Source organism: Inquilinus sp. (genome assembly GCF_057815775.1).
Genome location: NZ_JBYRFX010000136.1, coordinates 1 through 7499, shown reverse-complemented (window position 1 = coordinate 7499; position 7499 = coordinate 1). Strand labels below are relative to the sequence as shown.

The following is a 7499-nucleotide window of genomic DNA, read 5'->3' as shown; positions in this document are numbered from 1 at the left end:
GGCGGCGGCGGCGACATAGGCGCGGCGCTTGGCCCGGGTCAGCCCGACATAGGCCAGCCGCCGCTCCTCCTCAAGTGCTGCGATGCCGCCATCGTCCAGCGCGCGCTGGTTCGGGAACACCCCTTCCTCCCAGCCCGGCAGGAAGACATGGGCGAATTCCAGCCCCTTGGCCGCGTGCAGGGTCATCAGCGTGACCTGCGGCCCGGTCTTGCCGGATTCGTTCTCCATCACCAAGCTGACATGCTCGAGGAAGGCGAGGAGGGTCTCGAACTCCTCCATCGCATTGATCAGTTCCTTGAGGTTGTCCAGCCGCCCGGCCGCCTCCGGCGATTTGTCGGCCTGCCACATCGCGGTGTAGCCGCTCTCGTCCAGCAGGGTCCGCGCCATGTCGACATGCGATCCCGTCTCCAGCATATCGCGCCAGCGCTGGAAATCGCCCATCAGGTTGCGCAGGGCGCCGCGCGGCTTCGGCTTCAGCTCGTCGGTCTCGACCAGCCGCAGCGTCGCCTCGGTCAGCGGCACGCCGAGGGCGCGGCTGGCTTGGTAGAGCAGCTGGATGGTGGCGTCGCCCAGGCCACGCTTCGGCGTGTTGACGATGCGCTCGAAGGACAGGTCGTTGTCCGGCTGGGCCACGATCCGGAAATAGGCGATGGCGTCGCGGATCTCCTGCCGCTCGTAGAAGCGTGGGCCGCCGACGACGCGGTAGGGCAGGCCCAGCGTCAGGAAGCGTTCTTCGAATTCGCGCATCTGGAAGCCGGCGCGCACCAGCACCGCGACCTCGTTCAGCGGCACCTGCTGGCGCTGCAGCGTCTCGATCTCGTCGCCGACCCAGCGCGCCTCCTCCTCACCGTCCCAGACAGTGTGGACGACGACGGTGTCGCCGCCCTCTTCCTCGGTGAACAGGGTCTTGCCCAGGCGGCCCTGGTTGTGCGCGATCAGCCCGCCGGCCGCGGCCAGGATATGGCTGGTGGAGCGGTAGTTCTGCTCCAGCCGGATCACCGCGGCGCCCGGGAAATCCTGCTCGAAGCGCAGGATGTTGCCGATCTCGGCGCCGCGCCAGGAATAGATCGACTGGTCGTCGTCGCCGACGCAGCACAGGTTGCGCTGCTTCTGCGCCAGCAGGCGCAGCCACAGATATTGCGAGACGTTGGTGTCCTGGTACTCGTCGACCAGGATGTAGCGGAAGCGGTCCTGATAGTCGGCCAGTACCTCCGCATGCTCCTGGAAGATCGTCAGGTTATGCAGCAGCAGGTCGCCGAAGTCGCAGGCGTTCAGCGTGCGCAGCCGCTCCTGATAGGCGATGTACAGCTGCAGCATGCGGCCCTGCGCCACCTCGCCGGCATCGGCCGGCTTCAGCTTGGCGGGGGTCAGGCCGCGATCCTTCCAGCGCTCGATCACGCCCAGCAGCACCTTGGCCGGCCAGCGCTTCGAATCGATGCTGTCGGCCTCGATCAGCTGCTTGATCAGCCGGATCTGGTCGTCGGTGTCGAGGATCGAGAAGTTGGAGCGCAGGCCGACCAGTTCGGCGTGCCGGCGCAGGATGCGGGCGGCCAGGGCGTGGAAGGTGCCCATCCACCAGCCCTCGGTCGGCGTGCCCAGCAGGTGGGCGACGCGCTCGCGCATCTCGCGCGCCGCACGGTTGGTGAAGGTGACGGTCAGCACCTGGCTCGGCCATGCCCGCCCGGTGGACAGGATATGGGCCAGGCGGGTGGTCAGCACCCGCGTCTTGCCGGTGCCGGCGCCGGCCAGGACCAGCACCGGCCCGTCCAGCGTTTCGACCGCCTGGCGCTGTGCCGGGTTCAGGTTCCGCAGGTAAGGCGGCTCCGCGCCGGCGGGGATGTTCCGGGAAAGTTCGACCATCCGTTGTCTATAGCATGACCGCGCGGCATCGGAAGGACCGGTGCGACCATCTGGACCCGATCGTGGGGTGGCTGCACGACCGCGCGCGGCTTGCCCTGGTTCGTCGATCCAGTACCCAGATTACACATATTATGTCGGATGAAACGCTATTCTCGAAGATTAATCTTTGTCCGACGATTAGGTTGTTCTTGGGCGTCATTGATGTCCGCGACCACTCGGAAGATATCTTCAGATAATATCTGCCTATAAAGCAGGATAAAATAGAAGAAATGGCCCCGTGTGCTTGCTGCGGTAGTGGCGCTCCACACATCGATCGATCCACCGACACCGATTTTGGAGACTCTGTGCGATGAGGTTCGTGACCCTCGCGGCAGGTGTTGCCGCAACGATTCTGACTGGCTCCGCCGCCTTCGGGCAGGCCTATGTTCAGACCAGCCTGGTCTCGAACATCGCGGGCCAGGCCCGATTCACCGATCCGAAGCTGAACAACCCCTGGGGGCTGGCCCGTGGCTCGGGGGGAACCTGGTTTACCGGCGTGCTCGATGCCGGAATCGCCGCGGCCTATGACGGCACCGGCCGCCGGCAGCCGATCTCGGCCGCCATCCCGCCGGCGGACCCGACCAACCCGGCCACCCTGATCGGCCGGCCGTCGGGCGTGGTCTTCAACGGCAGCCCGAAGGACTTCCTGATCGCCCCCGCCCGGCCGTCGACGCTGCTGGTTGCGACCATCGAAGGCACCATCGCCGGCTGGAACCCCGCCGGCGCGGTGCCGGTGTCGCCGACGGTCAAGGCCGTGACCGTGGTGAAGGCGACCGACGGGTCGGCCTATACCGGCCTGGCCATCGCCACCGCCGCCGATGGCCGCCGGCTGCTCTACGCCGCCAATTTCAGCCTCGGCCGGGTCGATGTGTTCGACACCGCCTTTCGCCGTGTGGCCCTGCCGCCGGTGCCGCGCGATCCCGGGGCGAATCCGGGCGCGGTCGTCGTCGCCGGCGAACAGGCGCCGGCCTTCGTCGACAGCCTCCTGCCCGCGAACTACCACCCCTTCAACGTCCAGGCCATCGGCAACGATGTGGTGGTGACCTACGCGCTGCTGCCGCCGGGCACGCTGCTGGAGACCGACGGCCCCGGCCTCGGCTATGTCGACATCTACAGTGCCTCGGGCCAGCTGCTGCGCCGGCTGGAGCATGGCGACTGGCTCAACGCGCCCTGGGGCGTGGCGCTGGCGCCGCTGGATTTCGGGCGCTTCAGCCACGATCTGCTGGTCGGCCAGTTCGCCGGCGCCGGCCATACCCAATCCAGCGGCTTCATCGCCGCCTATGATCTGGCGACCGGCCGGTTCGACGGCCTGCTGCAGGACCGCCAGGGGCAGCCGGTCGCGATCAACGGGCTGTTCGCGATCAGCCCCGGCAACACCGCCCCCGGCAGCCTCGACCCGGCGGCGGCGCCGGCCGCGCAGCTGTACTTCACGGCGGGGCCGAATGGCGGCGCCGACGGGCTGGTCGGGTATCTCAGCGCCGACCCGGCGGAGCTGACCGCCGGCAACGGCCAATAGCGCAGGGCCGGCCGTCGCCGCGGCCGATTGCATCCGGCGCCGGAGTCTGCTTGATCCTCGATCAGCGGTCCGGCGCCGGACCCGATGTCCCACCCAGCGCGAGCGCACCATGACCGAGCTGCTGATCCGCCCCGCCGAGCCCCGCGACGCCAAGGAGATCCTGGCGATGATCACCGAGCTGGCGGTGTTCGAGAAGGAGCCGGACGCCGTGCTGGCGACCGAGGCGGATCTGCTGCGCGACGGCTGGGGGCCGAAGCCGAAATTCGAGGCGCTGATGGCCGAGCGCGACGGTGCGGTGCTGGGCTTCGCCCTGTTCTTCCCGAGCTACTCGACCTGGGAGGGGCGGGAAGGGATCTACCTCGAAGACCTCTATGTCCGCGACGCCGCCCGCGGCCTCGGCGTCGGCCGGGCGCTGGTGGTGCGGATCGCCCAGCTGCTGGTCGAGCGCAGCGGCAAGCGGCTGGACCTGTCGGTGCTGACATGGAACCCGGCGCGCGAGGTCTATGCGCGCCTCGGCTTCGACCACAAATCCGATTGGACCGGCTACCGCCTGACCGGCGACGCGCTGAAGGCGCTGGCCGCGGGCGGCTGAGGCCGGCTCGTCAATCCGCGGCCGGATACCGTGCGGTGTCGCTGAGGCCGGAGATCAGCCAGCGGCCGTCGACGCGCGCGAGATTGACGATGTTGCTGCCGCTGTGCGTGATCCGGCCGTCGACCCGGAAGTCATAGGCGCACCAGATGATCGCGATGTCGCCGTCGGTGCGCACCAGCGGGTCGTAGATCCGCTCCTCCAGCACCGACGTGCCTTCTTTCGGGAAGATGTCGAGCAGCCCGGCCAGGGTGACCTGCTTGACCTCGCCGTTGCTGACCCGCGTCATCATCCCGTCGGGCAGGATCAGGTCCAGCAGGGATGCCGGCTGGCGCCGTTCCATCCCGGCGAGGAACGCCTGGAACACATCCATCACGGCCTGTTCATCGGCCGTCAGCTGCTGTGGCATGTCGCGTCTCCGATCGGAACCGGCGCACGCTACGCCCGTCGGGCCTGGAGACGGCGCGGAAAAGGGTTACAGCCGACATGGGGCGGATTGCGCCGTCGATTACCGAGTCTGTCGGCGCGAATATTCCAGGATGAAGATCAGGACGAGCGGCAGCAGGTTCAGGGCAACGATGGTCCCGGACAGGCCGGTCTCGAGGTAGAGGCCGAGCGACACGATGCCCTGGAATGGGTCCAGGCCGACGCCATAGGACGGCGTGGTGGCCGTCGCCTGGGTGCTGGCCGACAGCGTGACAGGCAGCCGGGCGATCATGTGGAAGTGATAGATCAGGGCACCGGTGTAGATGATCGGCATCTGGCCGAGCTGCACCAGGATCGACAAGAGATAGCCGATGCGGCGGCGGCGCCACAGCAGCCCCCCGGCGACGATGCAGGCCAGGAACAGCAGCACGGCGGCTAGCAGGGTCAGGCCCTGGGTCAGCGAGACGATCGCGGTGCTGTCCCGGTAGATCTGCGGCCCGATGGTGCCCAGGCCGACCAGCCCGCCCAGCATCTGGATCGCGGCGATGACCCGGTCGAACGGCGGTATCCGGGTCCGCGGGGGCATTCCCAGCGGGATGCGATCGCTGATGGTCATCGGCTGCTCGTCTCTATCCTTCGACGCGGCGATCCGTATTTCCCGCCCCGGGATGTGTCAAGCCGCGGGAGCGGACTCGTCGGGAGAGGACAGGCTGGGCCGCATCTGCGGCACGTCATGCCGGCGATGCTTCCACCAGCTCGTGTAGAGGATCGCGATGAACAGGACCGGGATGAGATTGGCGCCCAATGTGAAGCCGTTGGCATCGTTTCCCATGAAGAACTGAAAGCCGACATCGAGCACATTGGCTTCATATCCGAAGAGCAGATTGGTATCGCCGGTTCTGACATACCGCGTGAACACCAACAGCCTGATCAGCATGATGAATCGATAGATCAGGACGTCCGAGATCAGGGCCGGGATCTGCAGGGCCTGGATCAGGATCGACGCGACATAGCCGAAGCGGTTTCGTTTCAGAAGGCCGATGCCGGCAGCCACCGACAGGGCGAACAGCAGCGCAAAGACGGCGAGCGTGGCGGCAACGCCGATGGTCAGGTTGGCCAGGCCGATCTTGACCAGCTGGATGGCGCTGAGATGCAGCCCGATGATGCCGCCGGCGATTTCGATATAGGCGACGATGCGATAGGGCGACAGCAGGCGGAGAACACTTCGGCTCGTCATGGCGTCGCCCGGCATCCGATCGTCATTCGCACAGCCCGACCGAGCCTTCGGCGCAGATCTTGACGCCGTCGGTCCAGGTGGCGCCCGACAGATCGGCGTCGCGGAACACGGTGCCCAACAGCGCCGCCCCGGTCAGGTTGGCGCCGCGCATCTTGGCGCCGACGAAGCGGGCGTTGCGCAGGTCGCTGTTGGCCAGGGTCGCGCCGGTCAAATCGGCATCGGTGAAATCGGTGTTGCCCAGCTTGGCCGAATCCAGCTTGGCGCCCTTCAGGCTGGCGCTGATGAATTTGGCACCGAAGGCCTCGGCGCCGGTGAAGATCGCGCCGTCCAGCACCGCCCGGGTCAGGCTGACCTCGCGCAGCTGGCCACCGCTCAGGTCGACCTTGCTCAGCGCCCGCTCATCCTGCAGGCAGCGCCGCCAATTGACCTGCGGCGCCGCAGCGTCGCTGCAGCCGGCTTGCGCCGTGGCGATCAGGCCGGTCGTCAGGGCGACGGCGAAAAGGATGATCCGGGCGACTCGAAGGCCCAGCGAAGCGACCGACATGGCCGGACAGTCGGCCATCGTCCGGATTCGCGCAAGGGTGGCCGAGACCCCCGGGGGCCACGGATGGGGTCAGAGCGATTTGCCCACCGGCCGCACAATCCGGCGCTGCCGCTCGCGGAAGGCGATGAACAGGCTGGAGCAGACGATGACGGCGGTGCCGACCAGCTCGATCGGCGTCGGGAACTCGCCCCAGACGACCAGGCCGAGGCCGAGGGCAAAGACCAGCGAGGCATAGTCGAACGGCGCGACCACGGATTCCGGGGCCAGCTGGTAGGCCTTGGTCATCAGGATCTGGGCGACGCCGCCGATCAGCCCGACCGCGACCAGGATCGGTACGTCCACCAAATCCGGCCAGACGCCGATGAAGGGCAGGGTGGCGGCGCCGGCGATGACGCCGGTCAGGGTGAAGTAGAAGACGATGGTGACGTTCGGTTCGGTGTCCGCCATCTTGCGGATCGAGATCATGGCGAAGGCGGTGGCCAGCGCCCCGCCCAGCGCGACCACGGCGCCGAAGGAAATGCCGCCGGCGTCGGGATGCACCACCAGCAGCACGCCGATGAAGCCGATGATGACGGCGCTCCAGCGATAGATGCGCACGGTCTCGCCCAAGAGCGGGATCGCCAGGATGGTGATGAACATCGGCGCGGCGTAGCCCAAGGCCGTCGCCGTCGCCAAGGGCAGCATGCCCAGCGCGGTGAAGCCCAGGAACATGGAGCACAAGCCGGAGCCGGAGCGGCGCAGATGGGCGACCAGCCGGGTGGTGCGCAGCACCTTCCAGCCGCCCAGGCGGTGCACCAGCCACAGCACCGGGATCATGGCGAACAGGCTGCGCGCGAACACGATCTGGCCGACCGGATACTGGTCGCCCAGCTGCTTGATCAGCGCGGACATGCAGGTGAACAGGGCGGCCGAGGCCAGCTTGTAGCCGATGGCGGGGAGCATCGAGGCCGGGGCCGACTCGGTGGTCCCGTCGGGGCCGGCCTGGGAGATCGTCATCGGAAGCGTGGCCTGTGGCGGCTCGATCGTTATGTCAGGCTAACGCCGGACAAACCGTTGCGGCCATGGACGTTCACGCCGGGGCTGCCATGCGGCCGCGAGTCGCGTGGGTTGGGTTCGCCGGGGCGAACCCAACCACGCGGAGCTGCGGCTTACTGGCCGGTCCAGCCCTTGTAGTCCTTGACGTTGTCGCGGGTGATCAGGGTCGACGGGATCAGCGTCGGGTCGTTCGCCGGCTTCTGGCCGTTGATGATACCGACGCCTTCTTCCACCGCCTTGCGGGCCATGGAGA

Annotated in this window: 8 protein-coding genes; 2 read left to right on the top strand and 6 right to left on the bottom strand. The window is 67.6% G+C overall.

All coding sequences use genetic code 11. The annotated features are described in order from the left end of the window. The coding region (locus tag AC3XYG_RS04960) for an ATP-dependent helicase (RefSeq protein WP_489138705.1) at nt 1–1860 on the bottom strand (1860 nt) is incomplete at its 3' end. Between the two features lie 349 nt (nt 1861–2209). On the opposite strand from AC3XYG_RS04960, the gene AC3XYG_RS04955 reads away from it, so the two are divergent. Further along, nucleotides 2210–3415, top strand: coding sequence for a TIGR03118 family protein (locus AC3XYG_RS04955; protein ID WP_489138704.1), 1206 nt, complete (start codon nt 2210–2212; stop codon nt 3413–3415). Between the two features lie 109 nt (nt 3416–3524). Then, nucleotides 3525–4007 (top strand): GNAT family N-acetyltransferase, encoded by a 483-nt coding sequence (locus AC3XYG_RS04950; protein ID WP_489138703.1) that lies wholly within the window; start codon nt 3525–3527, stop codon nt 4005–4007. Nucleotides 4008–4017: 10 nt separating this feature from the next. On the opposite strand, the gene AC3XYG_RS04945 is transcribed toward AC3XYG_RS04950, so the two are convergent. The 5 genes from AC3XYG_RS04945 to AC3XYG_RS04925 all read right to left on the bottom strand — a co-directional run bounded on the left by AC3XYG_RS04945 (nt 4018) and on the right by AC3XYG_RS04925 (nt 7207). After that, on the bottom strand, nt 4018–4413 hold the full coding sequence (locus AC3XYG_RS04945; protein ID WP_489138702.1) for a nuclear transport factor 2 family protein: 396 nt from the start codon (nt 4411–4413) through the stop codon (nt 4018–4020). Nucleotides 4414–4512: 99 nt separating this feature from the next. Next, entirely contained in the window at nt 4513–5046 is a 534-nt protein-coding gene (locus tag AC3XYG_RS04940; protein WP_489138701.1) for a hypothetical protein, read from the bottom strand. Nucleotides 5047–5103: 57 nt separating this feature from the next. After that, entirely contained in the window at nt 5104–5667 is a 564-nt protein-coding gene (locus AC3XYG_RS04935; protein ID WP_489138700.1) for a hypothetical protein, read from the bottom strand. Nucleotides 5668–5689: 22 nt separating this feature from the next. Further along, the gene (locus AC3XYG_RS04930; RefSeq protein ID WP_489138699.1) at nt 5690–6229 is read right to left on the bottom strand and encodes a pentapeptide repeat-containing protein; all 540 of its coding nucleotides are present in this window, start codon (nt 6227–6229) and stop codon (nt 5690–5692) included. Between the two features lie 51 nt (nt 6230–6280). Next, the gene (locus AC3XYG_RS04925; protein WP_489138698.1) at nt 6281–7207 is read right to left on the bottom strand and encodes a DMT family transporter; all 927 of its coding nucleotides are present in this window, start codon (nt 7205–7207) and stop codon (nt 6281–6283) included. Nucleotides 7208–7499 lie beyond the last annotated feature (292 nt).